We start from the raw sequence: 15,666 nt of genomic DNA, 5'->3' as shown, positions 1-15,666 counted from the left end.
GCGCGTTCGGCGTGCTCGACCTCGACAGCCCGCTGCCCGGCCGCTTCGACAAGGAGGACCAGGCCGGCATCGAGAAGCTGGCCGCGATCTATGTCGCGGCCTGTTCGTTCGAGGACGATGACGAGGATTAGGGCGGCCTGGCCCGAACCACAGATCGCCTTAGACGAGCTTTACCAGCGCCAGGCTGAACGCTGCGATGAAGATAAAGGCCGAGAAGGCAAGCATCAGCGGGCGCAGGCCGCGCGAGTGCAGCTCCGAGATATCGGCCTGCAGGCCCATGGCGGCGAGCCCCATGGTCAGCATGACCTGGGCGGCCAGCGCGATGGCCGAGTGAACCTGCTGCGGGATCGTCACCAGGCTGTTCAGCGCCACGACGGCGACGAAGGCCACTACGAACCATGGCATCGGCGGCTTGGCCGCGGAAGCATCATTGCTGCCGCGGCGGGCCATCAGGCCGAGCGCGATCACCATCGGCGCCAGCATGGTGACGCGCGTCAGCTTGGCAACAGTCGCCGTCTCGCCGGCAAGCGTGCCGTTCTGGAAGCCGGCGCCGATCACCTGCGCCACCTCGTGGATCGAGGCGCCGGCCCACAGGCCGAATGCGTGCTGGTCGAGGCCGAAGAGTGGCGAAAGCAGCGGAAAGCCGAGCATGGCAACAGTGCCGAACAGCGTGATCGCGGCGACGGCGTAGGTGACGTCCTCGTCACGCGCGTCGGTGACGATGTTGGTGGCGACGATCGCCGAGGCGCCACAAATCGAGGTGCCGGCCGCGATCAGCTGCGCGAGCTTGCGATCGACGCCGATCAGCCTTCCCAGCGTGACGGTGAACAGGAAGGTCGCGCCGAGGGTGGCGGCGACGATGCCGACGCCGCTGAGCCCGATGCCCGCGACCTGGCCGAGCGTGAGCTGGAAGCCGAGCAGCACGATGGCGAAGCGCAACAGGCGCTTTTGTGAAAAGGCGATGCCCGCCTTGGCGTGCGCGGGGGTGCCGAGCACGTTGGAAAAGGTTATGCCCGCGACCACTGCGAGGATCATTGGGCTGAACAGCGTGAGGCCGGAGAGACCGTGCGCCGAATAGGCGACGCAAGTGATCATCGCCACCAGCACGATGCCCGGCCAGATCGACGTGAGGGCGGGGTTCGCCGAACGGCCAATGCTCAGGCTGTTTGGAAGATCATTCGCGGTGGCGGGCAGGAAAGACAATGCAATTCTCCAGGCGTGTTCACCGGGGAAATGGCATTCCAGAACCGATCTTTCCAACGAATTGTTTGTATCACAATGATCGATTTTTCCGAACGATCTGGCACGTTGCCGCTGGCTCAATCGCCGCCCCTTGCGTTTGACAGGGCGCTTGCCGCATCGTTATCTCTCGCGATATACGACGATCACCCCGCCACATCGACAAACGCCGGCCCACAGGGAGCGAAGACCATGTCTCACAATCTGCAGTTTTATATCGACGGCGCCTGGGTGGATCCGGTGGTGCCCAACACGCTCGATGTCATCGATCCCTCGAACGAGGACGTCTTCGCCCAGATATCGCTTGGTTCCAAGGCCGATGTCGACAAGGCGGTTGCCGCGGCCAAGCGCGCTTTTGCCACTTTCGGCTTCACCTCGGTCGAGGAGCGCCTCGATATCCTCAACCGCGTCATCGAGATCTACAAGAAGCGCAGCAAGGACCTGGCGCTCGCCGTCTCGCGCGAGATGGGCGCGCCGCGCCAGATGGCGCTGGACAGCCAGGTCGGCGTCGGCCAGGCGCATCTGGAGAAGATGGCCGAGGTGCTGAAGACTTTTCAGTTCCGCCACGTCAAGGGTTCGTCGCTCATCGTCAAGGAGCCGATCGGTGTCGTCGGCCTGATCACGCCGTGGAACTGGCCGCTCAACCAGATCACCTGCAAGGTCGGCCCGGCGCTCGCCGCCGGCTGCACCATGGTGCTGAAGCCGTCCGAGATCGCGCCGCTCGATGCCATCATCTTCGCCGAGATCATCGACGAGGCCGGCGTGCCGAAGGGCGTGTTCAACCTCGTCAACGGCGACGGTCCGGGCGTCGGGCAGGCGCTGTCCAGCCATCCGGATGTCGACATGATGTCCTTCACCGGCTCGACCCGCGCCGGCATCCTGGTCGCCAAGGCAGCCGCCGAGACGGTCAAGCGCGTGCACCAGGAACTCGGCGGCAAGTCGGCCAACATCCTGTTTCCCGACGTCGACCTCGAGCGGGCCGTGACCAAGGGTGTCGCCGGCTGCTTCGGCAACAGCGGCCAGTCCTGTAACGCGCCGACCCGCATGTTCGTGCCGCGCGACCGGCATGACGAGGCCGCCGGCTACGCCAAGGCGGCGGCGGAGAAGTTCACTGTCGGCCCGGCCGACGCGCCCGCCTCCAAGCTCGGCCCGGTGGTCAGCCAGATCCAGTTCGACAAGATCCAGGACCTGATCCAGAGCGGCATCGACGAGGGCGCCACCCTGGTGGCCGGCGGTCCCGGCCGCCCGGCGGAGCTTAACCGCGGCTACTATATCCGCCCGACCGTGTTCGCCAACGTCACGCACGACATGCGCATCGCCAAGGAAGAGATCTTCGGACCGGTGCTTTCGATCATGCCATACGACACGGTCGAGCAGGCGGTCGAACAGGCTAACGACACCGTCTATGGCCTTGCCTCCTACATCCAGGCCAAGGACATCGAGAAGGCTCGCAATGTCGCGGCGCGGATGCGCTCGGGCAACGTCTATATCAACTATCCGACCTGGGACGCTGGCCTGCCCTTCGGTGGCTACAAGCAGTCCGGCAACGGCCGTGAATATGCCGAGTACGGCCTTGAGGATTTCCTCGAGATCAAGGGCATCGCCGGCTACGAGGCGGCCGAGTAACGGGCTGTCGAAAGACACCCATTGAACCAAAGCAAGGGCCGCCCTTCTTCAGGAGGGGTGGCCCTTGCTTTGGGACACGGCGGCGCCAGTGCCGGCGGCGGGAATCGCGGTGCTGTCGCCTGGAGAAATTCCAGGAAAATTGTGAAACGCTATTTTGTTACGGATATAGCGTCCATCGCACGCAGTTGAACGCAAACGCTGGCGATGAAGATGCCCGGGCATCGTCGCCGGAGGTCCCGTCGGGTCACGGCATAGGATCGGGAAGGGGGAGAAATGGCCTCGGCGAAAAAGGCTGTGATGATGATCTACGCCGCCGGTAGCCTGCGCCATGTGCTGCCCTCGCTGCTTTCCGCCTTCACGGCCATGACCGGTGTGATCGCCGAAACACGCCTGGGCCCGGCCGGCTTGCTGCGCGAGCGGATCGAGGCCGGCGAGCGGCCTGACGTCTTTCTCTCGGCGAGCTTTGCCCATCCCGCTCGCCTTGCCGAACAGGGCATCGCGAGGCCGGCGATCGTCTTCGCCCATAATGCCATGGCGGCGGCAGTGCGGCGCGACGCCGGCATCACCGGCAGGAATTTCGTCGACAGGTTGCTCGATCCGGCCATCGGCATCGCCACGTCGACGCCGCTGAAGGACCCTTCGGGCGACTATGCCTGGGCTATCTTCCGGCGGATCGACCAGATCAGGCCGGGCAGCTTCGCGCTGCTCGACGCCAAGGCGCAGAAGCTGGTGGGTGGTTCGGAGACGTCGAACACACCCGGCCGCTACGACCCGATCGCGGCTGCCATGGCGGCGGGTTCGGCGCATGTTTTCCTTGGCTACCGCACCGGACTGACTGGGCTGGTGGCGGAAGTTCAAGACGCCGAGATCGTCGCGATCCCGCGCGAAGTGAACGTAGTGCCGGAATACGGCCTTGCGACGTTGGTTGGTTGCTGCGAGGCGGGGCTGGCCTTTTCGCTGTTCATACTGTCGGCCACCGGTCAGGGGATCTTGCGCGACCACGGCTTTCAGCCGGTGACGCTGCCGCAAGGGGGGTGACGCGCCGATCCGCAACTTGTCGCGCTTCGTCCAACGCTATATGCAGAAAAACATATCGAGCCCGGCAGACGGGCATTCTCGGGAGGTCTCCAAATGAACCTGCGTCGCGGCCCCATGCTCGCCTTCGCTCTCGCCTTGTCGCTTCTGGCGCTCGCGCCGGCCTATGCCCGCACGGTCACCGACCAGCTCAACCGCAGCGTTACCGTGCCCGATCACGTGGAGCGCATCGTCGTGCTGCAGCACCAGACCCTGGATATCCTGGTGCAACTCGGCGCCGCCGACAGAATCGTCGGCGTGCTGCGCACATGGCAGAAGCTCATTCCCGGCCTCGATAGATACGCTCCTCAGCTCACCAGCCTGCCGATGCCGGGCGATCTTTCGACCGTCAATGTCGAGGAAGTGCTGAAGCTGAAGCCGGACGTCGTGTTCGTCACCAATTATGCGCCGGCGGCCATGATCGACCAGCTCTCGCAGGCCGGCCTGCCGGTAGTCGCCATCTCGCTGTCGAAGGGCGAGGGGGTGGAGGCGCCAAAACTCAACCCGACCTTTGCCGATGACGACGCGGCTTATGCCGAAGGACTGAAGATCGGCGTGCGCCTGATCGGCGACATCGTCGACAGGCGCGAGCGGGCCGACCAACTGATCGACTACGCCTTTGCCGAGCGCAGGAAGGTCGAGGATCGCGTCGCCTCGATCCCGGATGGCTCGAGGGTGAAGCTCTACATGGCCAATCCGGACATGAACACCTATGGCTCCGGCAAATACACCGGCGTCATCATGAAGCGTTCGGGCGGCGTCAATGTCGCGGCCGGCGTGCGCGGCGCCACCAAGGTGTCGATGGAAGACGTGCTGGCCTGGAACCCGCAGGTGATCTTCGTGCAGGATCGCTATGCGCCGGTGGCCGCCGAGATCGAGAAGGGCGCCGCCTGGCAGCATGTCGACGCGGTCGAGAACAAGCGCCTCTACATCACGCCCGAATATGTGAAGCCCTGGGGCTATCCGCTGCCCGAGGCGCTGGCGCTCGGCGAATTGTGGATGGCGAAAAAACTCTATCCCGATCGCTTCGCCGACATCGACATGCAGAAGCAGGCCGATGCCTATTACACGCGGTTCTACGGGCAGAAATACACCGGGCCGAACTAGGCCGTGGTGTCGTCGATGCCCCGGTCGAGGCCCGCGCGCAACCTGGCGGTGGCGATGCTGGTCGTGCTGCCGGTCGCGATCTTCCTGTTGTCCTTCCTGCTTGGCCGCTATCCCGTCGAGCCACAGACCGTCATCAAGGTGATTGCAGCGCAGTTCCTGCCGATTGCGCGTGACTGGCCGCCGGTCGTTGGCTCGGTGGTGCTCGACGTCCGCCTTCCACGGGTGCTGGCCGCCATGGTCGTCGGTGGTGGACTGGCGGTCGCCGGCGCCTGTTATCAGGGCGTGTTCCGCAACCCGCTGGTGTCGCCCTTCACGCTTGGCGTGTCGGCCGGGGCCGGTTTCGGCGCGGCGGTGGCGATCCTTTTGTTCGGCGAGCGCTACGCCACCCAAGCCTGCGCCTTCGCTTTCGGGCTTCTCGCCGTGGCGATGTGCTTTGTCATGAACCGCTTCTTTCGGCTGAACTCGACCATCGCGCTGGTGCTGGGCGGCGTCATCGTCGGCTCGCTGTTCACGGCGCTTTTGTCGCTCCTGAAATATGTCGCCGATCCCAACTCCAAATTGCCGGTCATCGAATTCTGGCTGCTCGGCTCGCTCTCCTCGGTCTCGACCGCTGACCTCGTGCCGGTGCTGGTCGTCACCATTCCGAGCGTGCTCGGCCTGCTTGCCCTGCGCTGGCGGCTGAACCTGCTGGCGATGGGCGACGAGCAGGCTCGCATCATGGGTGTCGAGGTCGCCCGGCTGCGGCTGGTGATGATCCTGCTTTCGACGCTGATCGCCGCCTCCGCCGTCTCGATCAGCGGCATCATCGGCTGGGTCGGGCTGGTCATCCCGCATTTCGCGCGCATCATCGTCGGACCGGATTTCCGCCGGCTCGTGCCGGCAACGCTCTCGCTCGGCGCCTGCTACCTTTTGATCATCGACGATGTTGCCCGCACCGTGACGGCGGCCGAAGTGCCGCTCGGCATCCTGACGGCGCTGGTCGGCGCGCCTGTGTTCATGCTGTTGCTCGGTCGCGGCAGGCTGGGCTGGGCATGACGGGTTTGCCATGATCCTCGCCGCCGAAAAGCTCGGCTTCTCCTATGCGGGCCGGCCGGAGCCCGTGTTTGCCGACGTCAGCCTCGGCATCGCCGCGGGCGAGGTGGTCTGCGTGCTCGGCCCGAACGGCGTCGGCAAGTCGACGCTGCTGCGCTGCCTGGCGGGCCTTTCGCCGCCGAGTGCCGGCAAGGTGGAACTCGCCGGCCAGCCCATTGCCGCGCTGTCGCGCCCCGCGATCGCTCGCCTGCTGGCGCTGGTGCCGCAAAGCTACGAAACCGTCTTTGCCTTCTCCGTCCGCACGGTGGTGGAGATGGGCAGGGCGCCGCATCTCGGCCTGTTCGACGTGCCGGGCAGCGAGGTTACGGGTCTTGCGCTCGAGGCATTGGCGACGCTTGGCATCCGCCACCTGGCCGATGCCGCCTACACCGAGATCAGCGGCGGCGAGCGCCAGCTGGTGCAGATCGCCCGCGTGCTGGTGCAGGCGCCGAAGCTGATGATCCTCGACGAGCCGACGGCCCACCTCGACTTCGCCAACCAGGCGCGCTTCCTGGCGCTGGTCCGCCGCTTGGCCGGCACCGGCCTCGCCGTGATCTTCACCACCCACGCGCCTGACCATGCCTACACGCTCGCCGACCGCACGCTGGCGCTGTCGCGCGACCATCCGCCTGCGATCGGGCCGACATTCGACATCCTGACCGAGGCAACGCTGTCGCGCACTTACGGCGTGCCGATCCGGCTGATCCGCGCGGACGGCCATATAAGCTGCGTCGCCGAGGTGGAGGCTACATAGTCAGGGTACTAGGCGGGCCATCACCCGCAATACACATTGCGGCCGAGCACAGCCGAACCAGCAGCTGGCGCCGCCTTACCCGCGCTTTGCCTCGATGATCCCGACCATCGCACGGGTAAACTCGACGATGCTGTTTGCCGTCATCGCCGCGCTGTCCGGACTTTGGCCGATATGCTCGGCTGCTCCGCAGCATGATCGTCGGATGCGGTCGTAGTGCGGGTCTCTTTCATCGTCTGGTAACGCCGCTAAGTTCAGGGCGCGACGGTGAAGCATGCGCAATAGCTGCGCCAGTGCTGTTTCGACACTCATGCGTTGCTCCGCATCGGTCGAGCGTCTCGGCACCTATAGGTGCGGGATCGTCGATCGGGATCTTGCCCGATATGCAAAGCTTGGACCTTGCTTATTAATATATCGTTGATTGCTAATATGATGGTCGCGCAGTCATCGCGCTCACGGTTCTATCCGCGCTGTGCAAACTCACCGCACCAACCTGCCAAAGCAGAAAAAAACTCCCATGAAAGCCCCAAGCACGAAGATCATTATGACGACTGTGACGAGTAGGGATTTCCAATCGCTGCGCATGATTTTGAAGCGCCAGAATTTTGTCTGAAGCAGGAAGTGATTCAGCAGTCCTACACAGGTCCAAACCCACCCGACCGGAAACAGCCACAACCAGGAGCCGTTTGACTGGCCGATTTGCGTCGTCGCAATAGCGAGGACGATGAGCGTCAATGAACTCAAGAAGTTACTTATAGTGCGCCGCCAGCGAGGTACGCCCAAAGCTTCCACCTGCCGCAATTCCCCACAACTGGCTTGAAACAAAAGGGTGCTCCAACTTTGCCCCTTGCCTACGTTCTGGTCCCACCACAGCGCCGCATCGGGCCTGGTCTCCCGCAACACCTTCATGGCGTCCGCATATCTGACGATATAGCCGCTCTGCTTTTCGCCGCGTCCGCTGATCCGGTACCAGAAGGTGGACCAGAGACTTCTAGGGCCAGACACGACACCGAATGTTGTGACCTTGCTGATCTCCGGCCAGGACAAAGGCAGATCAAGTCCTATCCAGGCATCCCGGACCCAATCGGGAGGCTCACCAACTGGCGCGCTGACAATTCGAACCGTGGGTTGGTCTGAGTTCAACCGTGCTGCCTCAACAAATCAAATAAGTCGGAGCCGGGCGATCATGTTTGCGAATAGCATCAGATTGATGCTGGCTGGGGAACCTGGATTCGAACCAGGACTAACGGAGTCAGAGTCCGTGGGTCTACCGTTAACCTATTCCCCAGCAGGCGCGGTTGCGAAGAGAACCGTGCGAAGCGGGCGGCTGTGCGCCGCGAGCGCTGCCTTGTAGCCGCCACCCGAAAATAGTCAAGCCCGCGTTTCAGTTCAATCGCAGCCTTTTTTGCCCATTACCTAGCGGGGTCGCCGTAAGCGCGCTCAGCCCTTGCCGTGGCTGTACTGCGAATGCTCGAAGAACAGCACCACGCAAAGCCCGATCAGCAGCGGGATGATGAGGTAGAACAGGCGGAATACCAGAAGGGCGGCGAGCACGCCGGCCGGGTCCATGTCCGAAAGGCCGGTGAGGAAGACGACTTCGAACACACCGAGCGCGCCCGGCGCGTGCGACAGAAGGCCGATCGAGAACGATACCATGAACACGCCGAGCACGACGAAATAGCCGGGGTTGCCGGCCGCGGGCAGGGCGAAATAGATGATCGCGGCGGCGGCCAGCAATTCAACCGGGCCGATCAGCAATTGGCGTGCGACGATCGGCAGTGCCGGATAGTGCAGTTGGAAGGTGCCGATCTTGAGCGGCCTAAGATGCAGCCAACTGCCGAAGGCATATGCGCCGACAAGGACAAGCATGGCGACCCCGGCGGCAAACGCGGCGCCATGATGCGGCGCGCCCGTGAAGCGGTCGATGATCTGAGGTTCCAGCAAGAGCACGAGGCCGCCGAGGAAGACGCTCGACAGGATGAAGGTGAACCAGCAGATCGCCACCAGCACGCCGATCTCCTGGCCGGTCAGGCCTCGGGTAGCATAGGCGCGGTAGCGGATCACCGCGCCCGAAAACACCGAACCGCCGATATTGTGCGACACCGCGTAGGTGGTGAAGGAGCACAGCGTGACGAACAGCCAGGATACCTTTTTGCCTATATGGAGCAGCGCGATGTGATCGTAGCCGGCAAGCGAGGCATAGGCGACGACCGAGCTCAGCGCCGCGAGGATCCAGCCGCGTGCCGGGATGGCGGAGATGCCGGCCCAGACGTCGTCGATCGAGATGCCACGCAGTTCGTGCCACAGCAGGAACAGCGAGAAGATCACCGCGCCTATGCCGACGACCGGCCAGAAATAACGTCTCCAGTTCATCGCGAAATCGTCATGCGTTGCAGCTCATTTGTCCGGCGTGGCGCCCGTTTCATCCGTTCCGACCCGTTGAGACATGCCCGATTGAAGCCGGCTATTCAACCGGCAAGACATTGCCCCAACGTGACGGGACCAGAATTCGGACCACGCGCTCTTGGTGATTGCGAAACGCGCTGCTAGTCTGTCGGCAACTTGAAACAAATCGAGGTGCCTGCTGCGTCCGAACCCGGTTCGCGCGGCGCCGGAAGGAACTGAAGTGGAAGACCACGACACCGGCGCCGGCGCGTCGGAAGTGGGCATGTCCGGGGCATCGCCGTCCGAATCGGCGGGCCCGTCCGCCGGGCGGTTCAGCCGCCATGCGGGCGCGCATGGCAGACATGCCGACCACCATGGCGAGCAGGCGAAGGGCAAGGCGCGCAAGCGCCGCAAGCGCAGGCGCGGCCGCAAGGTTTTTGCCCGCGACGAGAATGGCGCGATCAGGCAGCCGGCACCCGCGCCCGCCAGCCTCCCGCCCGAAGCCGTGCAGGCACCGCCTCAACCTCGCACGGCGCAGGGCGGACCTCGTGCCCAGCTGCAGGAATTGCCGGTGTTCGCGGCGCTCGACCTCGGCACCAACAATTGCCGGTTGCTGGTCGCGGTGCCAGGCCGGCACGGCCAGTTCCGCGTCATCGACGCCTTTTCGCGCATCGTCAGGCTGGGCGAGGGGCTTTCCGCTTCCGGCCGGCTCGGCCAAGCCGCCATGGACCGCGCTGTCGAGGCGCTCAAGATCTGCGGCGACAAATTGCGTAACCGCAAGATCAGGAAGGCGAGGCTGATCGCCACCGAGGCCTGCCGCTCGGCCGAGAACGGTGTCGAGTTCCTCGAGCGCGTCGAGCGCGAGGCCGGGCTGAAACTGGAGATCATCGACCGCCAGACCGAGGCGCGGCTCGCGGTGTCCGGCTGCGGCTCGCTGGTCGAGCGCGATACCAAGGGGGTCGTGCTGTTCGACATCGGCGGCGGCTCGTCGGAGATAGCGCTGATCGACCTCAGCAATGGCCACCGCTCGCCCAGGCTCGCCAATCACATCGTCTCCTGGACGTCGCTGCCCGTCGGCGTGGTATCGCTCGCCGAGCGTTTCGGCGGCCGCACGGTGACGCGCGAGACCTTCGACGCCATGGTCGAGGATGTGGCGATCCGGCTGAAAACCTTCGACGGCCGCGACAGGCTCTCCCATGTGCTGGCCAGTCCGAACTTCCATCTTCTGGGCACCTCCGGCACGGTGACCACGCTGGCCGGCGTTCATCTCGATCTCGAACGTTACGATCGGCGCCGGGTCGACGGGCTGTGGATGGACCGCGATAGCGTCGACCGCATGGTCGAGAGGCTGATCGGCTGGGATTTCCAGCAGCGCGTCGCCAACCCCTGCATCGGCGCCGATCGCGCCGACCTCGTGCTCGCCGGCTGCGCCATCCTGGAGGCCATCCGCGGCGTCTGGCCGTCCGAGCGGCTGCGCGTCGCCGACCGCGGCCTGCGCGAGGGCATCTTGAGCGAGCTGATGGCCGATGACGGCGTCTGGCGCAACGATGGGCGCAGGGCATGATCCCAAAAAGTGGAAGCCGGTCTTTGGGAAAGATCATGCTCAAATGGGAACGCCGATGACAAAGAAACCGGAAAAGCCGGGTTCGGCCGGCATGCGCGTCCTGAAGACCAGGATCAAGAAGAAGAGCGGTCTGAAGGAATCCTCGCGTCGCTGGCTCGAGCGGCACATGAACGACCCCTATGTGCAGCGCTCCAAGGCCGACGGCTACCGCTCGCGCGCCGCCTACAAGCTGATCGAGATCGACGACAAGCATCATCTCCTGAAGCCCGGCATGAAGGTGATCGACCTGGGCGCTGCTCCCGGCGGCTGGTGCCAAGTGGCGGCGGCCCGCACGAAGTCGAGCGCCGAAAACCCGCATGTCGTCGGCATCGACTACCTGGAGATGGACGCGGTGCCGGGTGCGGTCATCCTGCAGATGGATTTCCTCGACCCCGATGCCCCGCACAAGCTCGCCGAAGCACTCGGCGGCCAGCCGGACATCGTGCTTTCCGACATGGCCGCGCCCACCACCGGCCATCGCCGCACCGACCATCTGCGCACCATGCATTTGTGCGAGGTGGCGGCCGATTTCGCGCTTCACGTGCTGAAGCCCGGCGGGCATTTCCTCGCCAAGACTTTTCAGGGTGGCGCGGAAAACGAACTGCTGACGCGCCTGAAACAGAATTTCCGCTCGGTCCACCACGTCAAGCCGCCGGCTTCGCGCGATGAGTCGGTGGAGCTCTACCTGCTGGCGAAGGATTTCAAAGGCAGCGCCCGTCCTTCTCCCCTTGTGGGAGAAGGTGTCGCCGAAGGCGACGGATGAGGGGTGTTCCAGGGAACGCCGACGTCTCACTCCGCTGGAACACCCCTCATCCGTCGCGGCGCTGCGCGCCGATCCACCTTCTCCCGCAAGGGGAGAAGGGAGAGGCGCGCCTACTTCCCAGCAGTGCCCGCCGTCTCCAGCGTCTTCGGCGTCGTCAGGCGGCCATGTCCCGAGACGGCGCTGCCGGCATCCGGCGACAGCCGCATGAAGGTCACCGAGGCCGCTGCCGACACGGCCGCGACGATAAAGAACGCGATGTGGAAATCGCTGAGCCGCAGTGGTCCGCCATGGACCGAGGTCGACACTTCCAGGATGCCGCCGGCCAGCGCCACGCCGAGCGCGATCGACAATTGCTGGAAGACAGCCGTGATCGGTGTAGCCTTGCTCGTGTCGGCCGGCGTGATGTCGGCGTAGGACAGGGCGTTGACGCCGGTGAAGAACATCGAGCGGATGAAGCCGCCGACCAGCAATATCGCCAGCATCAGCGCATAGGGCGTTTCGGGCGTGAACAGGCCGTAGATGGCGATCGATCCGGCGGCGACGAGCGAGCCCCAGATCAGCACGCGGCGGAAACCGGCGAGCCGGAAAACCAGCGCGGTGACGAACTTCATGCCGATGGCGCCGAGTGCCGAGACGAAGGTGATCATGCCGGACTGGAACGGCGTCAACCCGAACCCGATCTGGAACATCAGCGGCAAAAGGAATGGCACGGCGCCGATGCCGATGCGAAACAACGAACCGCCGAGCACGGACGCGCGAAATACCTGGTTGCGAAACAGTTCCAGCGCCAGCAACGGGTTGTTGGCACGGCGCGCATGCAAGAGATAGAGCACGCCGGAGACCACGCCGACCGCCACGGTGAGGAAGCCGGCGAGCGGCGGCAGGGCCGGCAGGCTGACCACCGAAAGGCCGAAGACCACGCCCGACGCCGCGAGCCCGGACAGCACGAAGCCGGGAAAGTCGAGCGGCGGCGTCTCTGTCGGCTCGGTTTCCGGCAGGAAGCGCGTGGCGAGCCAGATGCCGATGAGGCCGATCGGCACGTTGATCAGAAAGATCCAGTGCCAGGTGAAATAGGTGGTGATGAAGCCACCGATCGGCGGGCCGACCAGCGGTCCGACCAGCGCCGGCACCGTCAGCCAGGACATCGCGGCGACGAGTTCGCTCTTCGGCGTCGCTCGCACCAGCACCAGACGCCCGACCGGCGTCATCATGGCGCCACCCATGCCTTGTAGGAAGCGCGACACCACGAAGGCCGGCAGCGAATTGGAAAAGGTGCAGGCGACCGATCCGGCGATGAAGACGGCAATTGCTGCGCGGAAGACATTCTTGGCGCCGAACCGATCCGCCATCCAGCCGCTGATCGGAATGAAGATCGCCAGCGACACCAGATAGGCCGTCAGCGCCAGCTTGAGCGCGATCGGGCTGGTATGGATGTCGATCGCGATCGCCGGCAGCGACGTGGCGATGACGGTCGAATCCATGTTCTCCATGAAAAGTGCGACCGCCAGGATGAGCGGGATGATGCGGTTCAACGGAACGCCCTGATCTGTCTAAGCTACCCGGCTTGGGGGTGAGCCGGCACGCCCGGGCGGTTATCATGCCCCGACGCGTATGTCGCATTAAATTGCTGTCACTTTTGCGCGACCGCAACCCCTGGTGGCTGCCTTCGCGCCACTATAGCTTGCCGAATTCAAGGTATGTTACTATAGTAGTGAATATAACTACAAGTTGGGTGCAACCATGGATGAAACCGTTTCGGCAGCCGACGCCAACCGAAGATTTTCTCACATCCTGCGCGAGGTGCGCGAGGGCCACAGCTACGTCGTGACCAGTCACGGGCGGCCGGTGGCGCGGATTGTGCCTGCTGGCGACGAAGGAGTGGCCTCCCGGTCGCGCGCGGCATTGCTGCAGCGCCTTGAGCGGCAGATCGTGGTCGATGCCGGGCGCTGGACACGCGATGAGCTTTATGAGGACGACCGGTGAAGGTCGCGCTCGACACAAATGTACTTGCCTATGCGGAGGGGGTGAACAGCGCCGAAAAACGCGAAACCGTCCTCGAATTACTTCGCAACGTTCCACAGGAGGCTGCCGTCATTCCCGTCCAGGTGCTGGGCGAGTTGTTCAACGTGCTCGTCCGCAAGGCCGGAAGGGAGCCTGAGGGGGCACGGCAGGCCCTGCTTGGCTGGCGCGACGCGTTCCCAGTTATTGGCACGACACCAGAAGTGATGATGATGGCAGTCGATCTCGCGGCAGACCATCGTTTCGCCATTTGGGATGCCGTGATTCTTTCGGCTGCATCGCAAACGGGCTGCCGGCTGCTCCTCTCGGAAGACCTGCAGGATGGTTTCACCTGGGGAGGCGTCACCGTGGTCAATCCTTTTGCATCGCCGCGCCACGCTTTGCTGGAGACTCTCCTGGGCGCGGAATAGAAGCCGAGGCGCTCGCAACGACCGGCTTTTCATCGGCGCCGTGACGTGTTACCAGCCAGCGCCAATCCTGAAAGGGAAGAAAGAGTCGGCGCTGTCCATCCCGGTCCAGCGCTTTTTCCGCATTCAAAGGGCTGGCCATGGCAAAAATCATCGAAACGTCCACCGGCGTACTGGCGCTGACCTTCGACGACGTGCTGCTTCAGCCCGGTCATTCCGAAGTCATGCCGGGCGAAACCGACATCCGCACCCGCATCGCCGGCGACATCGACCTCAACGTGCCGATCCTGTCGGCCGCGATGGACACCGTCACCGAGGCGCGGCTTGCGATCGCCATGGCGCAGGCGGGCGGCATCGGCGTCATCCACCGCAATCTCACCCCGGCCGAGCAGGCCGAGGAAGTCCGGCAAGTGAAGAAATTCGAGTCCGGCATGGTGGTGAACCCCGTCACCATCGGCCCGGACGCGACGCTCGCCGACGCGCTGGCGCTGATGCGGACCTATTCGATTTCGGGCATTCCGGTGGTCGAGAATGGCGGCACCGGCGGCCACACTGTCGGCCGTCTCGTCGGCATCCTCACCAACCGCGACGTGCGCTTCGCCTCCGATCCGTCGCAGAAGGTCTACGAGTTGATGACCCGTGAGAACCTGATCACGGTCAAGGAGAATGTCGACCAGGACGAAGCCAAGCGCCTCCTGCACAAGCACCGTATCGAGAAGCTGGTGGTCGTCGACAGGAAGGGCAATTGCGTCGGCCTGATCACGGTCAAGGACATCGAGAAGTCGCAGCTCAACCCGCACGCCACCAAGGACGCGCAGGGTCGCCTGCGCGCTGCCGCCGCCACCAGCGTCGGCGATGATGGTTTCGAGCGCGCCGAGCGCCTGATTGACGCTGGCGTCGACCTTCTCGTCATCGACACCGCCCATGGTCACTCCCAGCGCGTGCTGGATGCCGTGACGCGGGCGAAGAAGCTTTCGAATTCGGTGCGCATCCTCGCCGGCAATGTCGCTACCGCCGACGGCACGAAGGCGTTGATCGACGCCGGCGCCGACGCGGTCAAGGTTGGCATCGGCCCGGGCTCGATCTGCACCACGCGAATCGTTGCCGGTGTCGGCGTTCCGCAGCTTTCGGCGATCATGTCGGCGGTGGAGACGGCGCATAAGGCGGGCGTGAGCGTGATTGCTGACGGCGGCATCAAATATTCGGGAGATCTCGCCAAGGCGCTGGCGGCAGGCGCGAGCGCCGCCATGATCGGCTCGCTGCTTGCGGGCACCGACGAGAGCCCGGGCGAGGTCTACCTGCACCAGGGCCGCTCCTTCAAGGCTTATCGCGGCATGGGCTCGGTCGGCGCGATGGCGCGCGGCTCGGCCGACCGCTACTTCCAGGCCGAGGTCCGCGACACGCTGAAACTGGTTCCGGAGGGCATCGAAGGGCAGGTTCCCTATAAAGGACCTGTGTCTGGCGTGCTGCACCAGCTTGCAGGCGGCCTGAAAGCCGCTATGGGTTATGTGGGTGGACGCGATCTTGCCGAGTTCCGCGAACGCGCCACCTTTGTGCGCATATCGAATGCCGGACTTCGTGAAAGCCACGCCCATGACGTCACGATCACCCGCGAAAGCCC

General features: G+C 64.3%; 15 protein-coding genes and 1 tRNA gene. 10 read left to right on the top strand and 6 right to left on the bottom strand.

Going from position 1 to position 15,666, the window contains the following annotated elements; all coding sequences use genetic code 11:
• Nucleotides 1-159: 159 nt before the first annotated feature.
• The gene (locus Q0L57_RS24495) at nucleotides 160-1,161 is read right to left on the bottom strand and encodes a YeiH family protein (protein ID WP_296745643.1); all 1,002 of its coding nucleotides are present in this window, start codon (nucleotides 1,159-1,161) and stop codon (nucleotides 160-162) included.
• A 270-nt stretch (nucleotides 1,162-1,431) separates the two neighbouring features.
• Here Q0L57_RS24495 and Q0L57_RS24490 point away from each other — a divergent pair, with 270 nt between their 5' ends.
• The 5 genes from Q0L57_RS24490 to Q0L57_RS24470 all read left to right on the top strand — a co-directional run bounded on the left by Q0L57_RS24490 (nucleotide 1,432) and on the right by Q0L57_RS24470 (nucleotide 6,871).
• Nucleotides 1,432-2,865 carry an aldehyde dehydrogenase family protein gene (locus tag Q0L57_RS24490; RefSeq protein WP_296745642.1) on the top strand — a complete coding sequence of 478 codons (1,434 nt, stop codon included), beginning with the start codon at nucleotides 1,432-1,434 and terminating at the stop codon, nucleotides 2,863-2,865.
• Nucleotides 2,866-3,138: 273 nt separating this feature from the next.
• The gene (locus tag Q0L57_RS24485; protein ID WP_296745641.1) at nucleotides 3,139-3,903 is read left to right on the top strand and encodes a substrate-binding domain-containing protein; all 765 of its coding nucleotides are present in this window, start codon (nucleotides 3,139-3,141) and stop codon (nucleotides 3,901-3,903) included.
• Between the two features lie 93 nt (nucleotides 3,904-3,996).
• Nucleotides 3,997-5,046 carry an ABC transporter substrate-binding protein gene (locus Q0L57_RS24480; RefSeq protein ID WP_296745640.1) on the top strand — a complete coding sequence of 350 codons (1,050 nt, stop codon included), beginning with the start codon at nucleotides 3,997-3,999 and terminating at the stop codon, nucleotides 5,044-5,046.
• A gap of 15 nt (nucleotides 5,047-5,061) precedes the next feature.
• On the top strand, nucleotides 5,062-6,081 hold the full coding sequence (locus Q0L57_RS24475; RefSeq protein ID WP_296745639.1) for an iron ABC transporter permease: 1,020 nt from the start codon (nucleotides 5,062-5,064) through the stop codon (nucleotides 6,079-6,081).
• 10 nt (nucleotides 6,082-6,091) lie between these two features.
• Nucleotides 6,092-6,871: an ABC transporter ATP-binding protein gene (locus Q0L57_RS24470; protein ID WP_296745638.1), complete on the top strand. Its 780-nt coding sequence runs from the start codon at nucleotides 6,092-6,094 to the stop codon at nucleotides 6,869-6,871.
• A gap of 75 nt (nucleotides 6,872-6,946) precedes the next feature.
• Here Q0L57_RS24470 and Q0L57_RS24465 read toward each other — a convergent pair whose 3' ends face one another.
• The 4 genes from Q0L57_RS24465 to Q0L57_RS24450 form a co-directional block, all read right to left on the bottom strand.
• On the bottom strand, nucleotides 6,947-7,180 hold the full coding sequence (locus Q0L57_RS24465) for a hypothetical protein (RefSeq protein ID WP_296745637.1): 234 nt from the start codon (nucleotides 7,178-7,180) through the stop codon (nucleotides 6,947-6,949).
• Between the two features lie 168 nt (nucleotides 7,181-7,348).
• Nucleotides 7,349-8,011, bottom strand: coding sequence for a hypothetical protein (locus Q0L57_RS24460; protein WP_296745636.1), 663 nt, complete (start codon nucleotides 8,009-8,011; stop codon nucleotides 7,349-7,351).
• A 71-nt stretch (nucleotides 8,012-8,082) separates the two neighbouring features.
• Nucleotides 8,083-8,156, bottom strand: a tRNA-Gln gene (locus Q0L57_RS24455).
• Between the two features lie 152 nt (nucleotides 8,157-8,308).
• Entirely contained in the window at nucleotides 8,309-9,241 is a 933-nt protein-coding gene (locus Q0L57_RS24450) for a YbhN family protein (protein WP_296745635.1), read from the bottom strand.
• 253 nt (nucleotides 9,242-9,494) lie between these two features.
• Here Q0L57_RS24450 and Q0L57_RS24445 point away from each other — a divergent pair, with 253 nt between their 5' ends.
• Nucleotides 9,495-10,817: a Ppx/GppA phosphatase family protein gene (locus Q0L57_RS24445; RefSeq protein ID WP_296745634.1), complete on the top strand. Its 1,323-nt coding sequence runs from the start codon at nucleotides 9,495-9,497 to the stop codon at nucleotides 10,815-10,817.
• A 55-nt stretch (nucleotides 10,818-10,872) separates the two neighbouring features.
• Nucleotides 10,873-11,619 carry an RlmE family RNA methyltransferase gene (locus Q0L57_RS24440; RefSeq protein ID WP_296745633.1) on the top strand — a complete coding sequence of 249 codons (747 nt, stop codon included), beginning with the start codon at nucleotides 10,873-10,875 and terminating at the stop codon, nucleotides 11,617-11,619.
• A 110-nt stretch (nucleotides 11,620-11,729) separates the two neighbouring features.
• Here the strand turns inward: Q0L57_RS24440 and Q0L57_RS24435 are convergent, their stop codons facing one another.
• Nucleotides 11,730-13,151, bottom strand: coding sequence for an MFS transporter (locus tag Q0L57_RS24435; RefSeq protein ID WP_296745632.1), 1,422 nt, complete (start codon nucleotides 13,149-13,151; stop codon nucleotides 11,730-11,732).
• A gap of 208 nt (nucleotides 13,152-13,359) precedes the next feature.
• Here Q0L57_RS24435 and Q0L57_RS24430 point away from each other — a divergent pair, with 208 nt between their 5' ends.
• The 3 genes from Q0L57_RS24430 to guaB all read left to right on the top strand — a co-directional run.
• Nucleotides 13,360-13,602, top strand: a complete 243-nt coding sequence (locus Q0L57_RS24430) for a type II toxin-antitoxin system Phd/YefM family antitoxin (RefSeq protein ID WP_296745631.1) — start codon at nucleotides 13,360-13,362, stop codon at nucleotides 13,600-13,602.
• Nucleotides 13,599-14,048, top strand: coding sequence for a PIN domain-containing protein (locus tag Q0L57_RS24425; RefSeq protein ID WP_296745630.1), 450 nt, complete (start codon nucleotides 13,599-13,601; stop codon nucleotides 14,046-14,048). Before Q0L57_RS24430 ends, Q0L57_RS24425 begins: the two co-directional genes overlap by 4 nt.
• Nucleotides 14,049-14,185: 137 nt before the next feature.
• Nucleotides 14,186-15,666, top strand: a 1,481-nt coding sequence (guaB, locus tag Q0L57_RS24420) for an IMP dehydrogenase (protein ID WP_296745629.1), incomplete at its 3' end; no start/stop codon positions are given.

It is taken from the genome of Mesorhizobium sp., from assembly GCF_024509055.1.
In the GTDB taxonomy this organism is placed as follows: domain Bacteria; phylum Pseudomonadota; class Alphaproteobacteria; order Rhizobiales; family Rhizobiaceae; genus Mesorhizobium.
This window is presented reverse-complemented; position numbering and strand designations above follow the sequence as displayed.